This is a genomic window from Paenibacillus sp. p3-SID867, from assembly GCF_025142895.1.
GTDB lineage: Bacteria > Bacillota > Bacilli > Paenibacillales > Paenibacillaceae > Paenibacillus_AQ.
Genome location: NZ_JAMBDM010000004.1, coordinates 110,193 through 134,223, shown reverse-complemented (window position 1 = coordinate 134,223; position 24,031 = coordinate 110,193). Strand labels below are relative to the sequence as shown.

Annotated in this window: 21 protein-coding genes; 15 read left to right on the top strand and 6 right to left on the bottom strand. The window is 49.2% G+C overall.

The features are described from left to right. Window positions 1–18: 18 nt before the first annotated feature. From M4D81_RS09560 to M4D81_RS09550, 3 genes are all read right to left on the bottom strand, one after another. A complete protein-coding gene (locus M4D81_RS09560; protein ID WP_220684519.1) occupies window positions 19–1,359 on the bottom strand; it encodes an ABC transporter substrate-binding protein in 1,341 nt (446 codons plus the stop codon). A 143-nt stretch (window positions 1,360–1,502) separates the two neighbouring features. Further along, a complete protein-coding gene (locus M4D81_RS09555) occupies window positions 1,503–3,050 on the bottom strand; it encodes a response regulator (RefSeq protein WP_260065880.1) in 1,548 nt (515 codons plus the stop codon). A gap of 13 nt (window positions 3,051–3,063) precedes the next feature. Further along, on the bottom strand, window positions 3,064–4,797 hold the full coding sequence (locus M4D81_RS09550) for a cache domain-containing sensor histidine kinase (RefSeq protein WP_260065879.1): 1,734 nt from the start codon (window positions 4,795–4,797) through the stop codon (window positions 3,064–3,066). A gap of 235 nt (window positions 4,798–5,032) precedes the next feature. On the opposite strand from M4D81_RS09550, the gene M4D81_RS09545 reads away from it, so the two are divergent. From M4D81_RS09545 to M4D81_RS09535, 3 genes are all read left to right on the top strand, one after another. Continuing rightward, window positions 5,033–6,130, top strand: a complete 1,098-nt coding sequence (locus M4D81_RS09545; RefSeq protein WP_260066385.1) for a rhamnogalacturonan acetylesterase — start codon at window positions 5,033–5,035, stop codon at window positions 6,128–6,130. Window positions 6,131–6,230: 100 nt separating this feature from the next. After that, a complete protein-coding gene (locus tag M4D81_RS09540) occupies window positions 6,231–6,605 on the top strand; it encodes a sensory rhodopsin transducer (protein ID WP_260065877.1) in 375 nt (124 codons plus the stop codon). 13 nt (window positions 6,606–6,618) lie between these two features. Next, on the top strand, window positions 6,619–7,047 hold the full coding sequence (locus M4D81_RS09535) for a GNAT family N-acetyltransferase (RefSeq protein WP_071219962.1): 429 nt from the start codon (window positions 6,619–6,621) through the stop codon (window positions 7,045–7,047). On the opposite strand, the gene M4D81_RS09530 is transcribed toward M4D81_RS09535, so the two are convergent. The 3 genes from M4D81_RS09530 to M4D81_RS09520 are packed head-to-tail and all read right to left on the bottom strand — an operon-like array spanning window position 7,026 to window position 10,878. Continuing rightward, complete coding sequence (locus M4D81_RS09530) at window positions 7,026–8,225, bottom strand: Ger(x)C family spore germination protein (protein WP_260065874.1); 1,200 nt, start codon at window positions 8,223–8,225, stop codon at window positions 7,026–7,028. The two genes, M4D81_RS09535 and M4D81_RS09530, sit on opposite strands and share 22 nt — an antisense overlap. Then, window positions 8,222–9,313 carry a spore germination protein gene (locus tag M4D81_RS09525; protein ID WP_260065873.1) on the bottom strand — a complete coding sequence of 364 codons (1,092 nt, stop codon included), beginning with the start codon at window positions 9,311–9,313 and terminating at the stop codon, window positions 8,222–8,224. Before M4D81_RS09525 ends, M4D81_RS09530 begins: the two co-directional genes overlap by 4 nt. Window positions 9,314–9,339: 26 nt before the next feature. Then, a complete protein-coding gene (locus M4D81_RS09520; protein ID WP_260065872.1) occupies window positions 9,340–10,878 on the bottom strand; it encodes a spore germination protein in 1,539 nt (512 codons plus the stop codon). 378 nt (window positions 10,879–11,256) lie between these two features. Here M4D81_RS09520 and M4D81_RS09515 point away from each other — a divergent pair, with 378 nt between their 5' ends. The 12 genes from M4D81_RS09515 to M4D81_RS09460 all read left to right on the top strand — a co-directional run bounded on the left by M4D81_RS09515 (window position 11,257) and on the right by M4D81_RS09460 (window position 24,025). Beyond that, on the top strand, window positions 11,257–12,339 hold the full coding sequence (locus tag M4D81_RS09515) for a Gfo/Idh/MocA family protein (RefSeq protein ID WP_260065871.1): 1,083 nt from the start codon (window positions 11,257–11,259) through the stop codon (window positions 12,337–12,339). A 25-nt stretch (window positions 12,340–12,364) separates the two neighbouring features. Then, window positions 12,365–13,273: a sugar phosphate isomerase/epimerase gene (locus M4D81_RS09510; protein WP_260065869.1), complete on the top strand. Its 909-nt coding sequence runs from the start codon at window positions 12,365–12,367 to the stop codon at window positions 13,271–13,273. 103 nt (window positions 13,274–13,376) lie between these two features. Then, entirely contained in the window at window positions 13,377–14,168 is a 792-nt protein-coding gene (locus tag M4D81_RS09505) for a lipid II flippase Amj family protein (RefSeq protein ID WP_260065867.1), read from the top strand. 46 nt (window positions 14,169–14,214) lie between these two features. Beyond that, on the top strand, window positions 14,215–14,508 hold the full coding sequence (locus M4D81_RS09500) for a hypothetical protein (RefSeq protein ID WP_260065865.1): 294 nt from the start codon (window positions 14,215–14,217) through the stop codon (window positions 14,506–14,508). Between the two features lie 337 nt (window positions 14,509–14,845). Next, window positions 14,846–15,544, top strand: coding sequence for a FadR/GntR family transcriptional regulator (locus M4D81_RS09495; protein ID WP_113057336.1), 699 nt, complete (start codon window positions 14,846–14,848; stop codon window positions 15,542–15,544). Window positions 15,545–15,634: 90 nt separating this feature from the next. Next, on the top strand, window positions 15,635–16,984 hold the full coding sequence (locus M4D81_RS09490; protein WP_260065863.1) for a DUF1446 domain-containing protein: 1,350 nt from the start codon (window positions 15,635–15,637) through the stop codon (window positions 16,982–16,984). 13 nt (window positions 16,985–16,997) lie between these two features. After that, window positions 16,998–17,324, top strand: a complete 327-nt coding sequence (locus M4D81_RS09485) for a DUF4387 domain-containing protein (RefSeq protein WP_071219969.1) — start codon at window positions 16,998–17,000, stop codon at window positions 17,322–17,324. Window positions 17,325–17,327: 3 nt separating this feature from the next. Then, window positions 17,328–18,221 carry an ABC transporter permease gene (locus M4D81_RS09480; RefSeq protein ID WP_260065860.1) on the top strand — a complete coding sequence of 298 codons (894 nt, stop codon included), beginning with the start codon at window positions 17,328–17,330 and terminating at the stop codon, window positions 18,219–18,221. Between the two features lie 15 nt (window positions 18,222–18,236). Further along, entirely contained in the window at window positions 18,237–19,109 is an 873-nt protein-coding gene (locus tag M4D81_RS09475; RefSeq protein WP_100538239.1) for a carbohydrate ABC transporter permease, read from the top strand. 71 nt (window positions 19,110–19,180) lie between these two features. Then, window positions 19,181–20,674, top strand: coding sequence for an extracellular solute-binding protein (locus tag M4D81_RS09470; protein WP_260065859.1), 1,494 nt, complete (start codon window positions 19,181–19,183; stop codon window positions 20,672–20,674). A 13-nt stretch (window positions 20,675–20,687) separates the two neighbouring features. Further along, on the top strand, window positions 20,688–21,842 hold the full coding sequence (locus M4D81_RS09465; protein ID WP_260065857.1) for an ADP-ribosylglycohydrolase family protein: 1,155 nt from the start codon (window positions 20,688–20,690) through the stop codon (window positions 21,840–21,842). A 62-nt stretch (window positions 21,843–21,904) separates the two neighbouring features. Next, window positions 21,905–24,025, top strand: a complete 2,121-nt coding sequence (locus M4D81_RS09460; protein WP_260065855.1) for an ADP-ribosylglycohydrolase family protein — start codon at window positions 21,905–21,907, stop codon at window positions 24,023–24,025. Window positions 24,026–24,031 lie beyond the last annotated feature (6 nt).

Genomic DNA, 24,031 nt, shown 5'->3' with positions numbered 1-24,031 from the left:
TGTCTAGCCGTGTCCTGGTTATTGCTGAGATCTGGCCAAGATGGCATTCGCTTCCTTGCGGAACTCGGCCGCGGCATCTTCGATCGAGATTTTCTTGAACAGGATGCGTTCGCTGAGATCTCGCAGCAGCTTCTCGATCTCCACCGCGCCGATCGGGTTAGGCGGATCGCCTGGCGTGCTGTTGGCCTCAGCCCAAGTAACATAGTCGAAAATTTTGGCTTCGTTCTCGGAGAGGAGCGGCTTGAGCGCTTCCTTCACCTTGGCGGATACGGGAACGCCGCGTTCGCCCTTGATCAGCTTGTTGGCCTCGATGTCGTTAATGAAGAAGCTGATGAATTTGGCGGCTTCTTCTTTATGCTTGGAGGTTTCGGTGACCGAGAAATACATCGAAGGTTTCAGGAAGAGTCCTTCTTTTGTTCCGGGTCCCGGCATCGGATTCAGCTCCAATGGACGATCGGTTACCAGATTGGCCACGGCGAGGAATTGGTTGGACCAGCCGGTGCCTGATATAGAGTTGCCAAGGACAATTTCATCCTCTTCGGCTACGCCTTTCTTCTGGGCTTCCTTGTCCAGGGACAGGATATATCCGTTGTCGTACCATTTCTGGTAGCGGGTGAAGTAATCGATAAAAGGCTGGTCGTCGCTGTATCCGATGGTTTTGCCGTCAGCGCTGTACATTTTCTGCCCGATGGTTCTTAGGTAGTACGGGAAGAAGACGTCATGCCGGTAAGCAAAGCCTCCGATTTGCAGGCCTTTTTCTTTGGCTTGGGCCCCCATCTTGTCCATGTCGTCCCAGGTCCATTCCTTGGACGGAATATCGATGCCGTTCTTCTTCATCGTCTCCACGTCGAATGTAGTCTGGAGTGCGTTCACGCCGAGGTTCATGGCAACCAGCTTGCCGCTAACCTCACCGCCGCTCAGCGCATTCTCGCTGACATCGGCGACATCGAGCTCGCCGCTCTCGGTAAACGGCTTCAAATCCGCCAGCTGATTCCGGCCTGCATATTGATTCAGGTAGGAGATGTCCATCTGGATAATGTCCGGAAGTCCGCCGGCCACCGCTTGGGGAGCAAGCTTCTTCCAATAGTCATCGAATGGAGCATACTCCGGCTCAATGGTGACATGCGGATTCTGGGACTCATACATCTCGATGACCTTCAAGGTATAATCATGCCGGGACTGACCGCCCCACCACGCAATGCGGAGCTTGACCGGATCCTTGCTATCGCTTGCAGCCGCCGGCGGCGTTTCCGTTCCGGTTCCGCCGTTTGCCGGTGGTTCTGCGGCGCCGCCGCCCGAACAGCCGATCAAACTTCCGATCAGGGAAAACATCAGAACCGCGTTTAACACTTTTTTCATTCCATTTCCTCCCCTTTGTTAATCAACCATTTCATGTCGCTTCAAATGTTAGTGCTTACATTCCCAATTATCTAGTTTTTGCGGGGAAAGAGTAAGGAAAAAAACCGTGCAATTTGTTTAAAAAGCAGAGATGTACGTACAAGTTAATCACTCTTTTTCATATATTCAGAGGGTGTACAGCCAATCTGTTTCTTGAACACTTGGCTGAAATATTGAGGATTATCGCCGAAACCGAGCCGTTCCGCCATTTCAAAAATTTTGATATCGGGATCGCTTGCCATCATTTCGGTTGCGCGCTTCATCCGAAGTTTCATTACGTAATTAGAGAACTTCTCGCCGGTCTCCTTCTTGAACAGCTTGCCGAGATAGTCGGCGTTCATATACAGCATGTCGTTTGCCACCAGATTGAGGGTAAGCTCCGAGTTCCCTAACTGCTCCTCGATAATCTCAACCACCTTGCGGACGATGGCATTATATTTGACCTTGTTTTGCTCGAAGTTTCGCAGCGTGATTTCCCGTACCGTTTTCTCCAAGAAAGATTGAATGGCTTGAAGCGTACTCATCTCGGCGATTTCCGGAATCCGTGCATAGTGTTCTTGCATCCGATCCGGGTCGGTTAGACGGATGAGGGATACATATTGCTGAATGACATAGGATTTGGTCATGTCGATACTAAGCTGCGCATGCTTCAGCTCCTGAACAAATTCGGCCAAGGCAAGCTCCGCTTCGTTGCGGTGGCCGGATCGGACCGGCATGCACAGGCGTTCCTCGTCGAGGACAAACGTTCCTTCCAGGCCGCCGGCGTGCAGCGTATCTTCCGTCGTGATCATCCCGCTCTCATCCAGATAGAAACGGTAGTTCAAGCATTGCAGCGTATCACGGTACAGCTTCCGGGCAAGGGTAACAGGTCCGGGATCGCTGATCGCGATTGTGAGGTCCATCTTGTAATACTGTTTAAAAGTACACCGGATATCCTGCAGCTGCTCATGGAGCCGCTGCTGATCATGTTGGTTCTCGATGAGCACCAGTACATGCTGTCCGATCGTCGTACTCAGCAGCGTTGTGTCCAACAGATCCTCCGCAATGTTCTTCACGGCAAATTGATGCTCGTATTCGACCGTGCCCTCCAGCTGGAACAATAGCAGCCGGACGGGCTGATCGAAATCGTATTCGAACAGGCTTCGGTACTCCTCCAGATCATGGCGCCCATAGGTCTTGTTGGTGACAAACTCTTTGAGCACCTGTTCTTTGACATGGGGCAGTACCTTCCGGAGCCGGTTCTTCATTTCCTGGACAAACGTTTCCTTGTTCCGGTCCTGGGTCAACTCGTTGATGACCTCTTTCAGCGCTCCTCCGATCTTGACCTCGTCGGTCGGCTTCAGCAGATAATGCTTCACGCCGTATTGCATGGCGCGGTTGGCATACTCGAATTCGCCGAAGCCGGACAGCAATACGAATTTGATATGAGGATGGGAGGCGTGGGTCTTGGCAACGAGCTCCAGACCGTCGAGCCCGGGCATGCGAATGTCGCAAACGACGATATCCGGGCTCTCCCTGACGATTTTTTCATATGCTTGAATTCCGTTCTGGGCCGTGCCAGCCAGCTCGGTTCGGTATGATCGCCAGTCCACCATCTGAGATATGCCATCCAGTATAATCCGTTCATCGTCCACAAGCAGAACTTTGTACATCCGAATCCCTCCGTTATTTGGGTAAATACAGAATTACACGGGTCCCAGGACCCGATCCGCTGTCAATGGACAAACCGTAGTGGTCGCCAAAAGCCAGCTTGATTCGTTCATCGATATTTAACAGTCCGATCCCGTTACCGCTGGTGGCTAAATCGCCATTTCGCAATTGCTTCAAGGTATCTGGTGCCATGCCGGGACCGTCATCCTCCACGATGACGCAGAACGCGGAAGGTGTCTCCTTGCAGAACAACGAAATTTGACAAGGGTCAACGGACGGCTCAAGCGCATAATGAATTGCATTTTCGAGCAGAGGCTGGAGAGACAGCTTGGGGATTTTGCGGTGCAGATCCTGCTCCTTAACATCCAGCGTAAACTCTAGTCGGTCTTCAAACCGGAACTTCTGTATGAGGACATAGTTTCGGACAATCTCCAGTTCTTCACCCAGTGTCAGAATCGGCTCCTTCAGACTGACGGAGTTACGGAGAAGGAAGGCTAACGCTTGCACCATGTCGGAGATTTGGGTTTGCTTGTTCATCTTCGCCAGCCAGTTTACGGATTCCAGCGTGTTATACAAAAAGTGGGGGTTGATTTGCGCTTGCAGCGCTTTGAACTCGGTCTCTTTGATCAACAACCGGTTTGAATAATTCTCGGTGATGAGGGCATTGATTCTTTCGATCATGAGACGGAATGTGCGATGCAGCAGGCCCAACTCGTTCATGGCGACAGGGGTGGCGTCCTGCGGGAGCACGTTGGCTTCCGCAAAGTTTCCTTTTTCCGCGAGCTTCATCCGGGTGATGAGACTTTCGATAGGACGTGTCAGACCCCGGCTGAATCGGATGCCGAGCAGAATCGCAACCGCGAAAATAACGGTGAACACGATGATGACAAGCTCTTTAATGAATATGATTTGCTTGAAGGTTTGGTTAAAGGGTGTAACATTCATATACGTCCAGCCCGTGTTGCCAGATCGATTATGTGCGATAAAGTAGGTATGGCCATCGATTTCCCGGGTTAGGTACCCGTTTCCGGACGACAGGGAGGATTGAATGACGACCGGATCGAAGTGCGGCGTTGCGGGATATATGACATCGGTACCGGAAGTTACGATCAGGTCGCTTTCCCCACCGGCGGACTTCCGGACGATTTTGTCCATATTGATGCGTATGATGATGGTACCCAAATAGTTAAGATCGAACAAAGTGCCGGAATAGGATCTTATTTCCCGGGAAAGTAGAAGGGCAGAATCCGTATCGTCAGGGTATATCCAGCGCTCTCCCCCGTCCGCGTCCCCGGCAAGCTGAAGAATCAGCTCCTTCTTGGCAGGATCAATCGGGACAACACTGCCGACGTCCTGCTGCTGATCATACGAATCGATCAGGTGAATGGAGTAGAGCATGGGCTCGGAGCCTACGTAATTCAGGAGGCGGTCCACCAAATGCTGCCGGAGGATGAGCCTGTCATAGTCGGATTCGCTTCCGGCGATGGAACGTAATATATTCTGGATCTGGGTATCGGTAATGATATTAAAAGATAACTGTTCGATCCGCTCGAGCTCTGCCTCAATCGCGGAGGAAGACAGGTGAAGGACCTGGGATGATTTGAGGTACAGCTGCTCGTCGTAGATGGAGAAGGCATACTGCTGGACGATGACGGCGAACGTGAATGCCACGGCAACAATTAAGCTGATAAGAAGGGAAAGCTTATTTTTGATTTTCATATTTTTATAAATCGTTATCCATTTTTGCACGGCAACGTCTCCTTGCGCTGGTCCCAAAATGTTGTGTACACATTATGTACCGGGCTGTAAACGCTGTCAATACAAGCGCTGTTATTCCAGCACCTGGAATAATTAAAGGGGCTTTGCTTAGGTAGTCGGTTATTTGAACAAGGAGAACGGTTATTTGAATTTATGTTCGGAGGCTCGCAGTTCATAATGGATTTAGATGGAATTTAACCGGGAGAGGTGAAATACGTTGCAATGGATGTATAAATTCGATTTTGGCACGGGAGCGCCGGGCCAAGAACATATCAAAATAAACGCTGAAACCTTATATAATCCTGACCTTGGCTACGGATTCCATTCCTTATCCAACGTCTCTGCCTTGAATCGGGCGGGGGAAGAGGCATTAAGGGGAGATTTTATCATACCGCTGAATGCTGCGTTTCAGGTCGATGTGATCGATGGTCTGTACACCCTGCATCTGCTGATGGGTGATGCCTGGTTTGATACCGAAACCTCGATTCGTGGAACGGAAGGTCAGATGCTGCTGGACGGGAAACGTATACCGGCTGGCCACTTTGAACGATTTAGCATCACGGTGCCGGCCGTCCAAGGTAAAATCGTACTGACCTTCTCGGGCAGGGCTCCCCGGATTAATGCAATGGAAGTGGCACCTGCGCCACATGCTTGCAACTTGTTTTTGGCAGGGGATTCAACGGTAACGAACCAGCCTGCGGACGGTTATCCCTATGCCGGGTGGGGGCAAATGCTGCCCGCTTATATTAAAGCGGATGCGACTGTGAGCAATTATGCTCGTTCCGGTCGAAGCTCCAAGAGCTTTATTACGGAGGGATTATTGGAGCAAATACGTGAGAAGATGAAGCCTCATGATTATATGCTGATTCAGTTTGGCCATAACGACCAAAAGCGGGATGAGGAGAGGCATACGGAGCCTTTTTCGACATACAAGGAATTTTTAAAGAAATACGTGGATGTTTGCCGGGAGAAACAGGCGACGCCGATCCTGGTAACGCCCGTTCATCGTCGCTATTTTGATAGTAAGGGGCTATTGGAGGACACGCATGGCGATTATATCACGGCAGTGCGGGAACTGGCGGAGGAGGAGAATATACCCTTGGTCGATCTGGCGGCGCTGAGTTTGGAGTGTTTTAACCAACTGGGTCCCGAAGGGACCAAATCCGTGTTTATGTGGGGGAGGCCAGGGGAGTTTCTTCTGTTTCCGCAGGGTGTCATGGACAACACTCATTTTCAAGAGCGCGGTGCGGCCCGATTAGCCGATATGGTGGTTGGCGGTTTGAAGGCGCTTGGCCTCCAGCCGTTGTCTCTGTTTCTGCGCTAGCATGATGGGTCGGGACGTGGATTAAAGGAATTTCTGCGTTAATAGCGAATCTAGTATCTATTCAAAATCCTTAAATCATGAGTTGTGAGGAGTGAAACACATGTCAAAAGGTGAAAAACATTGGATTATTCCGGATGGGTATATCCCTCCTGAAAGCAGCGGAGAACTAACCAGTCATGAATCCGTCTGTGTTTTGAACTTATCCGAGCAGGACGTTGTGGTTACGATTCATGCTTACTTCGAGGATCGTGATCCGTTGCTGGGAATGGAAACCATCGTACCAGCTAGAAGAACCAAACATATACGAACGAGCACGCTTCAAACGGACGTCGGGGACGGTATACCTCCAGGTATTCCTTATGCCATGGAAGTTACGAGCAGTGCACCCGTATTTGTTCAATACAGCCGTCTCGATTCGACTCAGCCCGAGAATGCCTTGATGAGTGTCATGGCGTATGCGGTAACCCGATCCTAAGGAAGGTCATTGAATGGTACAGGATATAATATATACCTCAGAGCCGCCAGAGGATTTTCGTCAATTGGAAGCTTTGTACGCTTCGCTTGGTTGGAACTCTATTCATCTATCCGTTACCGAATTGAAAACCATGTGTTTGCAGAGCTGGTATGCCATTTATGCTTATGAAGGACCGCGACTGGTAGGCATGGGACGTGTAATTTCCGATGGGGTGATCACCGGCGTTATTTGCGGATTAGGCGTACATCCGAATTATCAGTTCAAGGGGATAGGCCGACAGATCCTCCATCGATTGGTTGAACATTGCGAGAAGTCCCGGGTCTTCCCGCAACTGATGTGTGAAGAAGGGCTGGAACCGTATTATGAGAAGCTGGGTTTTCAGCGATTTACAATTGGCATGAAGAAGGATATAAAGCGAACTCATTCAACGGATGTCCCATAATCTTTGATCGTTACTTTCACCTCAGACTTCATCGGAACCTCACTAAATATTTGATCCCAATCTTTTTTGGTTGTTTTCCAAATACGAGGATATCTAATTCTCAATTGGTTTCCGAAGCCGGCAACGTCCGTTTTGTATTCATGTTGAATTTTATCCAGTACATTCCCAACTAAACGCTCCACCTCTTCTTCAACAGCGTTTTCCACTCTTTTCAAAAAGTCAGTATCGATGCTTTTCTCCGAAACCACCCAATGCTCGGCAATTCTTCCTTCAGACTCGATTTTTATATCAAACGAGATGTTATTCCCATTAACGTGAGGTATAATTTTACTTTTCATGGATATCACTTCGTATATAATTGGCTGGCCAGTCTCTCTATCAACGCTTTTTACCAAACCGCCTTTTCCATTTCCGGATATCCACGTTAAGCCCTCCAAGTCCTTTTCATTCAAAAAGCCGCGCAGTTTTTTAGTTTTCCCTTCAATGACGGCAGCTCCGGTGAATTTTATTTCTCCTTTCGTCGAAACGACATTTTGCAAAAGAAAGCTGGCTCCTGAATGCAGCTTCCCCTCTATCTTGGTAATTGTAGTAGGAGGCAGAATTTTGGTTGTTCTTCCGTGACCGTGTGTCATTTCAACGAGTTGAAACGCTGGAATATCCATTGGTTTGTTCGATTCTAGCGTTTGACTCGCACGGTTTCGAGCGATAAGAAGGAGTCCGCTTGGTCTCATCTCCTGTTCCCTAATATAAAAATCCAAAATCTTTTGCATATCCAGCGTACGTGCAAGATCCTCTCCAATGATAATCACTTTTGAATGCTCAGCAAAGGCGCGCTTGTCGATTCTTAATACCATATTACGCAAAGTCGGCAGGATCGCATCTCCTGTTTCAGAAACGTTATTGTAAGCTTTTTGTGGTGATGATCCTGTTTTTGTTCCTTTTCCTGTAGTCTCTGAGGTAACAAATTGATTGGTTATCGTAATTCGATTCCGGTGAGGCTGACCGCCTGCTTGTCCCGCTGACTCTTCCCGAGGACCTCCCTGTTTTTCCAAATCCATCGAAGTACCCACAATGAGTGCCAAATCTTCAATTTCTTTATTGCTCCAACATCCTGTAAGGGGCAGGAGTATAAAAACCAACAGTGCACTCAAGAGGATCCGTATCGTGATGTGCTTCAAGCTTTTCCACCTCTCAGTTTCGATATTAGAAGTAAAATTACTGGCAGAACAGCAAATAATAATAGCGCGACATGTCCGATGATATCGCCAAATTCAAAAAGGTCATTGATATTTTTTGGAACCATGGCAATGACGTAAATAATCGGAATCAAGCCATATATAAATGGATGAATCTTCTTTTTGAAGAGCTGTGCCATCCCTAAAGCAGCTGCGTAATAGGTAATGGTAAAGGTCGTGAATATTTGCATAATCCATATTACCAGCAGCAAAGATTCAAACCGTTCAAAGATCAATCCGGGGATTTCAAAACTTCGCATAAGCTCAAGGGTAGGCCATGTACTCATGACCACTCCATCAATCGACAGGGCTCCGATGACCATGACAACGGTGATGACGTAAAAGAGCAAAGGGATGGAAACACCGATTAGAACAACTTTTACGGCTTTGTCCGGCTTTTGCATAAACGCAACAAGGAGCAGCATAATTTCAGAACCTAAAAATGCGAGAACGGTTGTCTTTATTCCTTTTAGCATGGGGCTAATTCCCAATCCTAATACGGGACGGAGATTATCGATCTCAAATATGCCTAAGCTCAAAAAGGCAACCAGTAAAAAGATGACGATCGTAATAGGGAATATGATTTCAAACAAACGGGCGAGCGTGTTGATTCCGCCTATGATCAGATAGAGACCTATCCACATGAAAGGCAGAATGATGGCCCAGGTGGGGGTGCCTTCCAGCAAAAAAAGGCCGGTTACTTCTGCCATTGTTCTGACTTCATAGGCAGAAATGGTAAAAAAGTAGCCGATAACAAGTAAACTGAAGAACCCGCCCATCCATTTACCTACAATTTCCTGGTTATATTGATAAAAGGTTTTTCCGGGGAATCGCTGGTTTAATTTCACGATGATCAACGCTACGAGCATGGCGATCATCCCGCCCAAAATCACGGTGATCCAAACATCCGGTGTTTTCACTTTCTCCACAGATGTTCGCGGTAGGGTTAGAATCCCGGCAGCAAGAATATAGTTGACGAGGATCACCGCTGCTTGCGAATTCGTAATTTGTTCTTTTGAACTACCTATCATGTTGGATTATTTCCTTTCATAGAGAGCTATCCTTTACGGATGGAGTCTTTCCTGTGTATCGCCTTCCGACGGCGTTTCATCTTCACGAGTGGCATACGAATCATAAAGTCTTTCCAATCACTTACTCGATATGGAACGATCGGAGTGACAAAGGGAACACCAAAACTCTCCAACCTTACTAAATGGCTGCAAAAGAAAAGGAAAAACAGAACGACACCGTATAATCCAAACACTGCAGCGAAAAACATGGCTATAAAACGAAGCATACGAAACGTAATCCCGGCGCTGTATTGAGGGATGGCAAAGGAAGAAATGGCGGTTAACGCCACCACGATCACCATAATTGGACTCACAATCCCCGCTTGTACGGCAGCTTCTCCTATGACCAGACCACCGACGATACCCATGGCCGGACCAATGGGTTTAGGTAATCGCAGCCCACCTTCCCGCAAAATCTCGATGGCTACTTCCATGATCAGTGCTTCGATTAGTGCGGGAAACGGTACGCCTTCCCTCGTGCCCATAATCGACAAGGCCAGTTTGGTTGGGATCAATCCCTGGTGAAATGATACAAACGAAATATACAAGGAGGGTCCAAATAGCGATATAAAAGCCGCAAAATAACGCAACAGGCGGATGAGAAAAGTAGGTAACCAACGATCATAATAGTCCTCTGGTGAGTGCAGCATCATACTAAATGATATCGGAACGATCAAAGCGAAGGGCGTCCCATCTAACAAGATCGCTACTCGTCCTTCCATCAAGGCACTGTAAACGCGGTCAGGACGCTCCGTATTCTGTACTTGGGTAAAAGGACTAAGGTAATTATCCTCGATCAGCTGTTCTACATAGCCTGATTCCGGTACATCATCTATATTTATTTTTTGGATTCTTTTCTGGACCTCTTCCACCAAAGCAGGATCAGCCATATCTTTGATATAAGCAATGACAAGTTCTTTTTTTGAACTTTGCCCTACTTGAAACTTAATGATGGATAAGTTGTTGTTGTCACCATGCTGTCGTAAAAGAGCGGTATTATCACGTAACGATTCTGTGAAACCTACCCGTGGGCCTCTAACCAATGGTTCCGAAGACGGTTCTTCAATACTGCGCGATTTCCCTTTGCTCGTACCGAGAATGAGCACATGCTGCAATCCATCCACTAACAGTGCAGTCGAACCTGTCAATATCTTGGACGTTAAGTCATTAACATGTTGAGTTTCTGTTACTTCACTAATGGTAAGAACTTGATTTTTTATCAACTCTTTAGAAAGGACCCCTTGCACAAGAGATGGATCCTGATTATTTTTTTCGGAGAAGTCCACCATAAGCGATTTCATAATGTGTTGGTCGATGAGCTCTTTATCCGACAGTCCGTCTACGAAAATGATGGCCGCACCAATGCCCGTGCCTCCAATGTAAAACTCCCTAAATTGCACATCCGAGTTATGGCCGATTCTTGTTCTCATCAGATCAAGATCCAAGGCGAAGTTCCCCGAAAAATGGTTTATTGAGGTTTCAGCAGGATCCAAGGTTTTGTTGTTTTCATGGTCATGTTGTTTCATTGTTGAACCCCGCCATTTCTTCAGTCTTCCTTTGAGTTATGAACCCACTTAAAAAACCTTGAGATTATATATGGAACCATAAATGCGATAAAACCCTGCATAAAGACCTTCCAATCCGGAAGGTAGGAAAGCACCATTCTCCACATGTTAATCCCCCTGTCATGCCAGCATTAGCGCCATTTAAGCGTAAGTCTCTATAATTCCATTATTATCTAAGCAACAATCGTTTAAACTTAATACATCGACGACTATGCAGGAGCGGAACTAAGGATCCATTGATAAGTTTGGCTTGACCAAAGACACTGGATACACGAAAGGGAAATAATGTTAAAATAACTTCATGCAAGTAGCTGATGTGCGTTAGGAGGTTACCATAAGATGAAGACATTGTCGGTAGGGATCATAGGGACCGGATTTGGCGGTACCGTTCATGCTCCCATTCTTCAGCTGCACCCGGGGATGAAGGTGAAATCCATTGCCAGTGTGCATCGACAGCGCACGGAGGAGCGCTCGTGGAATGGAATTCCGTATTACAGGGACTGGCGTGACATGCTGGAGAGTGAACCGTTAGATCTGGTATCGATTGTATCGGCGCCCGTCCATCATTATGAAATGACGATGCTCGCCCTCCAGTCCGGCTATCATGTCCTGACGGAGAAGCCTCTGGGCATGAATACGGAGCAAACGTTACAGATGTGGAGAGCGTCAGAACAGGTGGATCGACAAGCTTTCGTTAATTTTCAATGGAGATGGACACCGATTCGGCAACGAATCAAGCACATGCTGCAAGGTAAAGAACTCGGAGACATACAGCATATCAAATATATAGGGAGCTTTTCCGGCCACTCCGTACTGTCTAATTCTTACCGGGGATGGGAAGCGCGCAGCGAGGATGGCGGTGGATTCCTGTTTGCGATCGGTTCGCATATGGTAGATTCCCTCTTGTGGTGGATGGACGAAAAAATTACGGAAGTGTACGGCGACCTGAGAACCCAGGTTCCGGCCTATAACGGAGATGCAGGGCTTGAGCTTAGGGATGCTGAGGATGCCTTTACCTTCACAGGGTGTTTTAAGGGCGGAGCTTCTTTCCTTGCGGATGTATTTTTTCCGGGAATCCGCGGAGCGGGCTGGACGTTAGAGATCTACGGGACGAAGGGAACGCTGGTGATGCGAAATGATCATACCCTCGAATGCAGCTTCGGAGGGGCGTTTGAATCTATCCCGATGGATCCGTTTGACCCGCCGGCTAACCTGGAAGCCCCGGCAGTGCCCTATTATAACGGCTTCTATCAGATGATAGACGGCATATATCAGAGCATAACTGCAAACCAATCATTGTTAAATATGCCGAATTTCGAGGATGGCCACAAGGTACAAGCTGTTCTGGATGCGATTCGTATTTCGTCCGTTACACACAGCCGAGTCAGCGTTGATTATGGATCCATGATTCGGAATGGGTAATAGGAAAGTTAAAGGAGGGGGAGGCATGATTCCGAGGCGCTTACAGATCGGAATGTGGGATCATTTTACCGAAGATCGATGGGAGGAGCTTGCAGACAAGTTTATCAGCGGGATGGAAATTTGCAGCTTTTCGAATCGGGAGGCATTATTGCAGGTCAGCGATTTTTGCTGCAGCCAGCGGATCGCTTTCGGTGTGCATGCTCCGATACTGGGCGACGCTGGATATCGATTGCCTCAAGTTAATGCACCGGAGACCGGGATTTTCCAGGAAGCACTTGAACAAATCTCGACTGAAGTCCAGTTAGCCTCCAGTGTGGGCGCAGATTATATGCTGTTCCATTATCCATTCTATCCGGTATTTCAGGAGCCCTTTACTCCGTATCCGAGACTGCCCGATTCCGCACATCGTTATAGTTACAACCAATTGAGCAAAACAAAATTCCGGGACATTTCCAAGCGGTTATTTGAGTTTCTTTGTGAGCTGCAGCTCCGCTACGGGCAGCGCATTGTACTGGAGCATGATTTTTTTGGTGATTACGAGGATGTGTTTCTAGATAGCTTTCACGATTATCCTGACATCGGGTTTGTGCTGGATACGGCCAGACTTGATATTACCCGCAGGGCCTTTCGCGGTTTTGACCCGTATCATTTTCTGGATCGGATGGCATCCCGGGTATATGTGGTCCATTACAGCAACGTATTTTATGTTGAGGACAAGTTCACGCATCACCTGCCTGTCCTGCCGGAGCATGATCATGATGTCAATTACGGAGATGCTTACGCCTATATGCGGTATCTTGCAGATCGCAATTTACAGTTTCATGTAACGTTTGAACATAAAGCCAGTCTCATAACCCGCCAGCAGCTGCACCAGATTTATAGCCGGACGGCTTTGATGCTGGAAGAGCAGGGAGGGCACGTACTAATCCGGTAGTAAATCGGATAGATATAAAGAGTAGGCAGAGAGCTTGCAGACCCAATTGCCACAATATAGGGTACGGTGTTTGACCTGAACATCAGGTAGGGAGGAACCCTCTATGCTACAGAGCTTGATCGTTGTGTTTGTGCTGACGATGATTATTCATACGGCCGAAACCTTGTCGTACTCCGCAAGATATGCCGGGGTGAAGCTAAACAAGATCGCTGTTGCATTATCGTTGACGGGGATTATTGTGCTGGTTTCCCGAACGTCCAACTTAGTTCAAGCTCCGCTGACAGCCAAGTTTGTTGATTATGCGAAGGTGGATCCTTCATTTGATGTGCTCTCATATTTCAGGGCGATTCTGTTAGCCGCCTCGATCGGAACGATTGTCGCAATCGCATTGTTTCCCACCTTTGTCAATCTGTTCAGCAGAGTCATCAGCAAGCTGGAGGTCGCCGGATCGATTCCGAAGCTGGTATCCAGTGTGACCATTGGACAGCTTAAGAACACAAGACATTACATAAGAAAGCCTAACTTGAAATGGAGTCAGTTTCGTTACTTAGGAGTACCTAAGCGGTTTATTATCCTGAATATTGTGGTCACCGCTTTTTACACCGTAGGTGTCCTGTCATCCCTGTATGCAGCTCACCTTATTCCTCAGTACAGCACCACAGCATCTCAGGCATCCGGGTTAATCAACGGAATCGCGACCATTATTTTAACGATATTTATTGATCCCCAGCTTGGTTTGATTACCGATAAGGCGACTCGGAACGAGGAAGCGAGGGATCAGCTTGGCAAAGTATATACGATGCTGATGGTTTCAAGGTTTTTTGGGACCATGCTGGCACAGCTTGTGATTATTCCGGCCGCGTATGTGATTAGCGAGATTGTGAAGTGGATATAAGGACTGTGATTGTTGTTTGAAAGCCAGAACGAGAGGATGAATCGTAATGACGCGTAAACGTGTAGTGATGGAATCCGTGCTGTTCGCTGCAGCGATATATATAGGCTATTTTGTATTTATGGTGCTGCAAGGCATGGTGCTAACACAGAGATATGTGCGGGATCTGGATTTGACCAGGCAATATGAACAATCGGAATCCCTCCAGACTCAGGTAGCTTTTGGAGTGATCGAGCGGACTAGCGAATGGTTTATCATAGCTGCAATTGGAGGCTTTATTTTATTGGGCAGCTTATATGGAAGTGTTAGATGGATGTTGGCAAAACGAAGACCGCAATCCTAACATTGGATTTTATAGAGTGAGCATAAACCCTGTCATGGATTCCTATCCAAGCCAGGGTTATTTGTCTTGAATATATGGTCGAAGTTGGATTATAGACCTTACGCATATTGGAAGTAATCCATACTAGAAGGTGTGGAAAAAGAGGAAAAGATGAAGTTTATTGGGTCACCCAATTATCCGGTGTATCTGTATATTAGGTGCTGACAAGCCTTTAAAACGGTTATGTAAGCGCTATTTTTATGCTTGACAGCCTATTCGGATGCGTTTATGCTAAACATGCGGTTAATTGGGTCACCCAATTATCGTCTGCGCAAGTAGGGATAGAGAGGGTAGTCATATGACCATTAAGAAGATTAAATATCATCGGGTGTACGAGGATGTCATCGAACAGATCAAGAATTTGATTCTGGAAGGAAATCTGACCCCGGGCGACGTTCTTCCGACAGAGCGGGAGCTGGCCCAATCGTTTGGCATTAGCCGCGGGACATTGCGGGAAGCTTTCCGCATTCTGGAGCGCGAAGGATTGATCGAAGCCAGACCCGGAGGCGGGCGTTTCCTGAGCAAGGCACTGGATGTTGCCGAGGATCGCAGCCGCATCCTGGATAATATCGAACGTGCGACCATTATTGAGTTGTTAGAGGCGCGCGAATTGTTTGAGACCGGAATTGTGGAGCTGGCGGCAAAGCGCGCAACCGATGAGGATATCGCCGAGATTGAGGCAGCCTTCGCGACTTGGGGGGAGATCGATCAGAACGCGGAGGATCGATCGAAGCCGGATCAAGCATTCCACTTGTCGATTGCGAAAGCTACGCATAACGTTGTACTCGTCAATATGATTGAATTGCATATGGATTTGCTGCAGCGGACACTGAGCAAAACCGCCCAGATTCCGGGTCGCAAGAGCGAGGTCTACGAAGAACATTTACTTATTTTGCAAGCCATTAAGGAACGTGACCCGGTAAAAGCGAAGCTGGCTTTGCTGAACCATCTCAGAAGGGTTAAAGAAAACATACAGAAAAACTACATTCATGTTTAAGAGGGGAGAAACGTCCCCCCTTTAGCACAAATTGGATAATCCAATTATCCAATGGTCATGGGTGAATATGTTGGTAGAGAGGGACTGCAGATGAATACAGACATTCGAATTCTATCACCCTGCGGCATGCTGGGATATGGATTTCCTGAACAATCCTTCCTGAACGGACTGGAGTTCGAGCTGCACGGCATCGTCGTTGATGCGGGCTCCACGGATGGGGGACCGCACAAGCTGGGCGCCGGCGTATCGATCGTCAGCAAGCGGGCGGTCAAGAAGGATCTGGACATTATGCTCACAAACGGTTTGCCCCGGAAAATTCCGATCATCATCGGCTCGGCCGGGGGCTCGGGGGCACGGACCCATGTGAACTGGACGCTGGATATCATTGATGAGATTTTGGATGAGCGGGGGCTTCAGGCCAAGGTGTCCGTCATATGGGCCGACTTCACCCGGGAGGAAATTCATCAGGCGAAGGAAGAAGGGCGGATTAAGGCACTAAGTCCGAATATTCCGCCACTCACCAGTGAGTTGATTGACTCCACCAACAGCATCGTTGCCCAGATGGGACACGAGCCGATTGTGGAAGCGCTTCAACAAGGTGTGGACATCATCGTCTGCGGCCGGGCGTATGATCCTTCGCCTTTCGCGGCGATCGGGATCTATCACGGCAAGGACCCGGGGCTATCCTATCATCTGGGCAAAATTTTGGAATGCGGCGCATTGTGCGCGGAACCGGGAACTACCAAAGACAGCATTCTTGGCACGATCAGCGACCATTCGTTTACCGTTCAATCGCTTAACCCGAGCCGGACGTGCAGCCCGACCAGCGTTGCGGCCCATACCTTTTATGAGAAGGAACATCCGTTTATTCTGCACGGCCCCGGCTTTACGCTCGATTTGGAGAACTGCCGCTTCGAGGAAGAGGAGAAAGGCGTCGTTCGCGTAACCGGCAGTCGGTTCCTTCCGGCGGAGAAATACTTCATTAAGTTGGAAGGCGCTAGGCGCGTCGCGTATCGGACCTTCGTGGTCGCCGGGATCCGGGATCCGCTTCTGATCGGGAAGCTGGAAGAGGTTGAGGAATATGTTCGCAAACAGGCGCGGGAATATTACCGGGAAATTCCGGAGTCGGATTATCGGATCCAATTTTACAACTACGGCAAGAATGGCGTTCTCGGGAGCAAGGAGCCTGAGTCGTTCGCCGGACATGAGGTCGGCGTTATGTTCGAAGTGGTGGCCAAGACGCAGGAATTGGCGAACAGCATCTGCGCGACGGTGCGCTCCACCTTTCTGCATTATGGCTACGAAGGCCGGAAATCAACGGCAGGCAATCTGGCATTTCCATTCGCGCCAAGCGATATCGAGTTCGGTCCTGTGTATGAGTTCTCCGTCTATCACCTGATGGAAATGAAAAATAATGCTTTTCGTATAGAGCATCGATAAGGAGGATCAAACCATGACAGAACTCGGCGATTTAGCGAAAGTGCTGCGAAGCAAAAACTCGGGCCCCTTCGAAATTACATTAGACGTGTTGTTTGATTCCAAGGAGCAGTATGACAGAGTGAAACAGTCCGGCGTCATTACGAAAGGGACGATATGCGAGCTGTATCAGATAAGGGAGGAGCAGATTCATCATTTGGTATTTTTCGACCAGGCGCTGGGTTTCAAAATCACGATGTCGCGGGACATATCGTCGGGCAGTGTCGGCGATCGCGACGTGTACGGTGCCCAGCAGCATGCTCCCCTCATGAAACTATCCATTGAACATCTGGAGGAGGGGTAAGCCATGAAGGTATTAAGGCGATTAAGGCAGGATTGGGTACTGTACGCGATGCTGTCGCTGCCTCTGCTCTACTTTTTTATCTTTCACATCATTCCGCTGTACGGCATGAAACTCGCCTTTCAGGATTACCGGATTCTCGGGGATCATGTCTGGGTCGGGTGGAAGCACTTCAAGACGCTGTTCAGCTCGCCCGCCTTCACAAGCGTGCTGCAGAATACCATTATCATCAGCTTGATGAAAATCGTATTCGTGTTCCCGATTCCGATCATGCTGTCGCTTCTGATCAATGAAGTTCGGAGCACGAAATACCGCAAATATGTGCAATCCGTGGTCTATCTGCCACATTTCCTGTCCTGGGTCGTGATTGCCGGAATCTGGATCAGTCTCTTGAACCCTGCCGAAGGCGGAGTCAATCTGATAGCGAATTTCTTTCAACTGCCATCCGTGGATTACATGACCAGCAAGGAGCATATCCGTTGGGTGCTCGTATTCTCCGAAATCTGGAGAAGCGCCGGCTGGGATTCGATCATTTATCTGGCAGCCATCATGAAGATCAGCCCAGGATTGTATGAAGCAGCCAAGATGGACGGGGCGACCCGGCTGCAACAGATGAGGTTCATCACGCTTCCTCATTTATACAGCACAGTTGTAACCGTCTTCATTCTGAATCTGGGCTTCTTCATGAATGCCGGTTTTGATCAGGTGTTTAACTTTATGAACGATTCCATCATCAGTGTGGTGGATATTCTGGACACATATGTGTACCGAATCGGTATCGGGAACGGACAGTTTGCCTACGCAACTGCAGCGAGTCTGTTGAAGGGCGTGATCGGTATCATCCTCATCCTGGGCACGCATTTCATATCGAAGCGCTTCTCGGGCAAGGGCGTCTGGTAAAGGAGGGATTTAAGGGTGAGACGGCTGGAAATATCCAAAATCGTCATTTATCTCATGTTGTTCGTGTTTACGCTCATGGTATTGGTTCCTCTCCTGAATCTGCTGGCGCTGTCCTTAACCGATCCCGGCAAAGCCCATCTAATGGGCGGACTGGACATCTTTCCGAAGGGATTCTCAACAATCAATTACCAACTGTTATTGTCCAATCCCTTGATTACAGGCAGTATTCTGAATTCCGTATGGATTACCGTAGCAGGCACATTCCTGAATCTGCTGCTAACCTCCATGGCGGCGTACGTGCTGGCGAGAACCGAATTTATCGGTAAAAAGGTCGTGTTGTTCTTTCTGATCGTCATTATGGTGTTTGAGCCGGGCATGATCCCCGAATACCTGCTGGTAAAGGACCTCGGACTGATGAATACGCTAACATCACTGATTCTGTACAAAGCGATCAACGTGTACTATCTCTTTATTCTCATGCGGTTCATTCAGGACATACCGGAGGAGATTCTGGAGGCATCCCGAATCGATGGGGCAGGTCATTTCCGCTTATACAGCCGAATCATACTGCCGTTGTCCAAACCGGGATTGGCGACCTTGGGCTTGTTTTACGGGGTGTACCACTGGAATGAATATTTCAGAGCGACGCTCTACATTTCGGACCCGACCAAATGGCCGCTGCAGGTCGTGCTTAGACAATTCGTTGTCCGCAAGGACAATACGTCCCTGATCGGCAACCAGAACATGTTCGACAGCTCGATCAACTTTGATTTTGCTTCCCTGCAGGCAGGTACGATCATGATTGCAATTGTGCCGCTGTTATTCCTATATCCGTTCATTTTGAAATATTACGCGAAAGGCGAACTGGAGGGTGGAGTGAAGGATTAAGCGGAAAGGCGAAGTCAGCTTACTTATAAGGCATGAATGTTCAAATTCATAAAAAGGGGAGAAAGATGAACATGAAAAAATTAAGCCTTTTACTCATCGTTGCCATGCTGGTTATGGTCATGTCGGCATGCACATCGACATCAAACACGCCGGGAGCGGGTCAAGCCGAACCCGGGACTACCCAGCCGGATGGAAGCGGTGATCCCGTTACATTGAAGATCGTGTATAAGGATGAAGGAACGGCGAACCCTGTTTCGGTTAAATTCTTCGAGACCTTGGAGAAATCCCTGGCCGAAGACGAAGGATTGAAAGTGAAATTCGAGCTTGTCGATCTGGCACAGGGCAGTTATGCCGAGAACCTGAATCTTCTGCTGTTAGGCGGAACTATTCCGGATATCATCTACTTTCAGGGCGGCGACCAGCAAATTGCCGAACAAGGCCTGCTGGAGGATCTGACGCCTTACATTGAAAAATCCACTTACATTAAAGATATCATCGAGCCGCATAACCAAACGCGGATGGCAAGCTATCCGTATCTGCTGTGGATCAAACCGCTCGCTCCCAAGACCCCGGTCATCCGGGCCGACTGGTTTAATGCCATGGATAGCTCCAAGGCCCTGATGGAGAACCCGACCGTTGACAATTATTATGCCTTCTTCAAGGAACTGGTGGAGAAGAAGCCGGGTGAAGGCAAGCCGAGCTACGCGCTGACGGCAGCAGGCGATATTGCTGAGATCAACTTTATTTTCAATACGGCTTTCGGTTTAGATACGACTTGGCTTAAGAAGGAAGACGGAACGTATGAGTACTCCAAGGTTTCCCAGAAGGAAAAAGAAAAGCTGACGTTCTACAACAAGCTCTACAAAGAAGGGCTGCTTGACCCGCAATTCATTACGAAGCAATGGGATACGAAGGAAGACGCCTTCTATAAAGGTGAGGCTGCCGTTATTACGGGCACAGCCGGCAAAATCATCGATTTGTATGACGGAAGAATGCAGGAACTCGGCGGAGATGACGCCAATCTGATCGTGCTCCCGCCTGCTAAAGGCGAGGCTCAAGGCTTCGGGGCCACCGATGTTACGAAGGAATCCAGAGGACTTGCGATCTCCTCGCAATCTCCGCATAAAGACGTAGCGTTCAAGGTATTCGATTACCTTGCAAGTCCGAAGGGGCAAATGCTGGACCGCCTCGGTTTCGAAGAGGAGCATTACAAGGTGGTTGACGGCGAAATCGAGCTTAACGAGAAATACTACAGCGAATGGTATGCGCGTTTCTGGGAGCCGACCGAGATCAAATCCGAAACGCCTTTGAAAACGCCGCTCCTTGGTGAGCCTGGAACCGAATCGTTGAAAATGGCTGGCGATTTCTACACGGAAGACAATAATTTCATCATCCCTGAGCAATTCATTGCGAACTGGGATGCGATGAACAATCTGTACAAGGAATATTCGACGGACTTTATTACAGGCAAGAAGGACTTGTCCCAATTCGACCAATTCGTTGAAGCATGGAATGCTGCAGGCGGGGCAGAGATAACGAAATACGCCAACGAAAACATCAAGTAAGGAGCCTATAACTATGACTTCGTTTCGTGACCGGGTGAGGGGCGTGGTGATATCCACCGCGCTCGGAGACGCAATGGGAGCTCCAATCGAGAAATTGACGTACGGGGAGATCAAGTCCAAGTACGGACGCGTAGAATCCCTCATGACAAGGTGGCATAAGATGGATCTGCCCCCCGACGTCCGGTTTGGCCGTGTAAGAGGCGATGGCATTGTCACGGACGATACGCTGATGACCATTGCGCTTATGAACGTGTATCTTACCGAGGGCAGGCATCTGGATGCCTATGATATGGGCAACGAGTTCGTGAAGGAGATCGCGTTCCGCAAGACGTTTGTTCCAGAGCTGAATGAGGAAACGTTGATCATTGACCGGTTGTTCTATCCGGAAAAATATATCTTCATGCGCCATGTGCTGGCCAACTGCGATCCGAGAGAAGGCGGCATCGGGAATATGGTGAACTGCGGGGCGGCGATGTACATCGCCCCGATCGGGATCGTCAATGCGGGCCATCCAAAGGCGGCTTATGATGAAGCCATCCTGTTTGCGATGGGTCACCAGAGCAGTTACGGCCTGGAAGCCGCGGGCGTTCTGGCCGCTTGCGTGGCGAAGGCCTTTGAGCCGGGGGTGAGTGTGGACGATATCGTCCGCACCGCCATCAGCCTGGCGAAAGACGGCACGAAAGCCGCCATTGTGGAAATGACGCAAGCTGCGCGCGATCTGCGGCAGGAGCGGGATGATATGGACAAAGTGATCGAGGTATTCCAAGCGATCATGCTTAAGTATTCGCCGATGGGCGATGACGTGAGCCGTCACATTAACAAGGTTGGCATCCCGAGCAACCATTATACGCCGAGCCGTTTATGGTCGATTGAAGAGCTGCCGATGGCACTGGCGTTTATCGTGCTCAATGACGGAGATTACTACCGTTCGATTCTGGACGGGGTTAACTCCGGCCGTGATACCGACTCAATCGGCGTCATGGCCGGGGTGATCCTGGGCGCCATGTATGGCAGCGAGGTTATCCGCAAGGAAGATATTAAGCAGTTGAATAAGGTGAACCGCTTGGACCTGTGCGCTATCGCTGATCGGTTCAGCGGCATTGCCGCGAAGATCATTGAGGAGGATATTCGCATCAATGAGTCTCGGAAGACCATAGTGAGTCGTTAGCTTTAAACAGTACTAAGAACCACAACGGATAAAGAAAATGCTTTAAATAGGAGGGAGAGCAAATGATACCTAAACAATATGTAGAGACGGTATATGCGGGATTCATCGGCATGAACATTGGCATAAGGCTGGGTGCTCCCATCGAACCGGTGGCTTGGACGTATGAACGCATTCGGGATGTATACGGCGATATACGGGATTATGTGAAGCCATATACAACCTTTGCCGCCGACGATGACGCCAACGGTCCGGTTTTCTTTATCCGCGCGCTGTATGACGATGCGACAGACCGTGAGCTTGAGCCGGAGGATGTGGGCAAAGCATGGCTTAATTACGCAAGGGAAGGGATCGGCATGTTCTGGTGGGGCGGTGAGGATATCAGCACCGAGCACCGCGCCTATGTGAATCTGCGCAAAGGCATTCCGGCTCCTCGTTCGGGCTCGATCGAGGTCAACGGCACGGAGATGGCGGAGCAGATCGGCGGCCAGATCTTCATCGATTCCTGGGGTCTGCTGTTCCCGGGGCAAGCGGAGAAAGCGGCGGATTACGCGGAAAAAGCGGCCAGCGTCTCCCATGACGGCAACGGGCTGTATGGCGCCCGCTTCATGGCCGCCTGCATAGCCAAAGCCTTTGATGCTTCATCCATGGATGAGATTATTGCGGAAGGCCTGCGCATGATTCCGGATGACTCCACTTATGCGCGCGTGGTCCATGCGGTGATGGACTTCCACCGGGAGCAGCCTTCCGATTTCCGTGCTTGCCGCCAGTATTTGGAGGACCATTGGGGATACGATAAATATACGGGAGTATGCCACATTATCCCGAATGCGGGCGTGTGCGTGCTTGCCCTTCTGTATGGCGAGGGAGATTTTGCGCGCACGGTCGAAATCGCGTCGATGTGCGGCTGGGACACCGATTGCAATGCAGGCAACGTGGGAACGATCCTCGGCGTTTACAGAGGTCTGGCGGGTATTCCCGAACATTACCGAAAGCCGATCAATGACTTCATCGTGGCTTCCAGCGTGTCCGGCTATTTGAATTTGGTGGATTTTCCGACATTCGCCAAAGAGCTTGCACTGCTTGGCTACCGCCTCAACGGAGAGAAAGCACCTGAAGAGCTGGCACGTCGGGTGAGGCAGGGCGAGGTGTCTTTCGATTTCGACCTGCCGGGGTCTACGCATGGATTCCGGACGAGCCATGCCTTCAAAACGCCGGTCGTTCGCCATTCGACGAAACATGTTTATGATAGCAGAGGATCGCTTGAAGTAGTTTTTGACAGACTGGTGGAAGGGGACAGCAGCAAGATCTACTATAAACCGTTCTATCGCCGGGCGGAGTTTAACGATGAGAAATATAAGCCGACCTTTGCCCCTCTGGCCTACAGCGGGCAGACCATATCCGCCCGCATTTATGTGGATCAGTGGGAAGGCGAACCAATTACCTTGACTCCGTATGTACGCAATACCTATACGCAGGAGGACGTGCGTATGGCCGCGTTTACTCCCGTGTGCGGAGAGTGGAACGCTGTTCAATTCGTCATTCCGGATACGGAAGGTGCCATGATTGATGAGATCGGATGGATACTCGAGAGCCCGTCGCCGCTATTGAATCGTGCCATCGGAAGTTTGTTCGTCGGGCAATTCCGCATCACGGGAGCTGCGGATTATACGATCGATTTTGCCAAGCAAGCCAAAGAATTCGCTTCGATCACGCCATTCTCGCATCATCGAGGAACATGGGAGCTGCGTGATGGAACGATGCATTGCACATCGAAAGGAGACACCTCGTCCTATTCCGGCAATTACTATGCTGAAGATATGGAGATTGAAGCGACCATCAAACCGATATCCGGCACCAGCCATTGTCTGATTACAAGAGCGCAGGGCGTCATGCGTCATTATCTGGCCGGGTTCGATGGCCCCAATTCCGTATCGTTTATCAAACAGGATTTTGGGATCAAGCGGCTGATTACGGCAAGATACGATTGGGCATTGGGTCAAGAATACCGCCTGAAGCTGGTGTCCGAGAAGGATCGGTTCATCTTGTATATTAATGGAGAGAATGTGCTGGAATGCAAGGAAACCGCTTATGGTCATGGCATGTTCGGCTTTGGCTGCTTAGATGACGGCGAGAATGAGATCAAGGATGTTCGTGTTCGTACATCAGAGCCGAATTCGGTATAAGAGAAA

What these genes read in the sequence shown, in the direction of transcription:
- M4D81_RS09560 (WP_220684519.1), bottom strand. Translation starts at nt 1,359, where the DNA reads ATGAAAAAAGTGTTAAACGCGGTTCTGATGTTTTCCCTGATCGGAAGT.
- M4D81_RS09555 (WP_260065880.1), bottom strand. Translation starts at nt 3,050, where the DNA reads ATGTACAAAGTTCTGCTTGTGGACGATGAACGGATTATACTGGATGGC.
- M4D81_RS09545 (WP_260066385.1), top strand. Translation starts at nt 5,033, where the DNA reads ATGTATAAATTCGATTTTGGCACGGGAGCGCCGGGCCAAGAACATATC.
- M4D81_RS09540 (WP_260065877.1), top strand. Translation starts at nt 6,231, where the DNA reads ATGTCAAAAGGTGAAAAACATTGGATTATTCCGGATGGGTATATCCCT.
- M4D81_RS09535 (WP_071219962.1), top strand. Translation starts at nt 6,619, where the DNA reads ATGGTACAGGATATAATATATACCTCAGAGCCGCCAGAGGATTTTCGT.
- M4D81_RS09525 (WP_260065873.1), bottom strand. Translation starts at nt 9,313, where the DNA reads ATGATAGGTAGTTCAAAAGAACAAATTACGAATTCGCAAGCAGCGGTG.
- M4D81_RS09520 (WP_260065872.1), bottom strand. Translation starts at nt 10,878, where the DNA reads ATGAAACAACATGACCATGAAAACAACAAAACCTTGGATCCTGCTGAA.
- M4D81_RS09515 (WP_260065871.1), top strand. Translation starts at nt 11,257, where the DNA reads ATGAAGACATTGTCGGTAGGGATCATAGGGACCGGATTTGGCGGTACC.
- M4D81_RS09510 (WP_260065869.1), top strand. Translation starts at nt 12,365, where the DNA reads ATGATTCCGAGGCGCTTACAGATCGGAATGTGGGATCATTTTACCGAA.
- M4D81_RS09505 (WP_260065867.1), top strand. Translation starts at nt 13,377, where the DNA reads ATGCTACAGAGCTTGATCGTTGTGTTTGTGCTGACGATGATTATTCAT.
- M4D81_RS09500 (WP_260065865.1), top strand. Translation starts at nt 14,215, where the DNA reads ATGACGCGTAAACGTGTAGTGATGGAATCCGTGCTGTTCGCTGCAGCG.
- M4D81_RS09495 (WP_113057336.1), top strand. Translation starts at nt 14,846, where the DNA reads ATGACCATTAAGAAGATTAAATATCATCGGGTGTACGAGGATGTCATC.
- M4D81_RS09490 (WP_260065863.1), top strand. Translation starts at nt 15,635, where the DNA reads ATGAATACAGACATTCGAATTCTATCACCCTGCGGCATGCTGGGATAT.
- M4D81_RS09485 (WP_071219969.1), top strand. Translation starts at nt 16,998, where the DNA reads ATGACAGAACTCGGCGATTTAGCGAAAGTGCTGCGAAGCAAAAACTCG.
- M4D81_RS09480 (WP_260065860.1), top strand. Translation starts at nt 17,328, where the DNA reads ATGAAGGTATTAAGGCGATTAAGGCAGGATTGGGTACTGTACGCGATG.
- M4D81_RS09470 (WP_260065859.1), top strand. Translation starts at nt 19,181, where the DNA reads ATGAAAAAATTAAGCCTTTTACTCATCGTTGCCATGCTGGTTATGGTC.
- M4D81_RS09465 (WP_260065857.1), top strand. Translation starts at nt 20,688, where the DNA reads ATGACTTCGTTTCGTGACCGGGTGAGGGGCGTGGTGATATCCACCGCG.
- M4D81_RS09460 (WP_260065855.1), top strand. Translation starts at nt 21,905, where the DNA reads ATGATACCTAAACAATATGTAGAGACGGTATATGCGGGATTCATCGGC.